1 protein-coding gene is annotated in these 281 nt (G+C 64.8%); it reads right to left on the bottom strand.

Annotated features, from left to right (window positions below; genetic code table 11):
* Positions 1-220, bottom strand: a 220-nt coding sequence (locus tag CVH10_RS19715) for a WGR domain-containing protein (protein WP_106489407.1), incomplete at its 3' end; no start/stop codon positions are given.
* Positions 221-281: the final 61 nt, after the last annotated feature.

Below are 281 nucleotides of genomic sequence, written 5' to 3'. Positions count from 1 at the left end.
GCAGGGTCGCGGCAATGTGGCGGTCGGCCGCCGCGCGATCGGCGAAGGCGTGCCGCTGGGCTTGGCCGTGTGCGCCGATCCGGCCCCAGCGGGTTTCTACAACGATCATGCCGAAAAGATCGAGGCTTGCGGTGATGCTGTAACGCCGGCGGATGTTGCGCGCCGGGTCGATCGCCACCAGTTCGATCGGCTCGGGCAGGGACAGGTTCGCGCCATTCATGGCGCGGAGCCTACGAAATAAGCCTCTCCAAGTCAGGCGACTTTCCTGAATCAATGGCAAG

This window comes from Halomonas sp. ND22Bw, from assembly GCF_003011945.1.
GTDB lineage: Bacteria > Pseudomonadota > Gammaproteobacteria > Pseudomonadales > Halomonadaceae > Halomonas > Halomonas halophila.
Note: the sequence above shows the minus strand (reverse complement) of the source record. Positions and strands in the feature narration are given on the sequence as shown.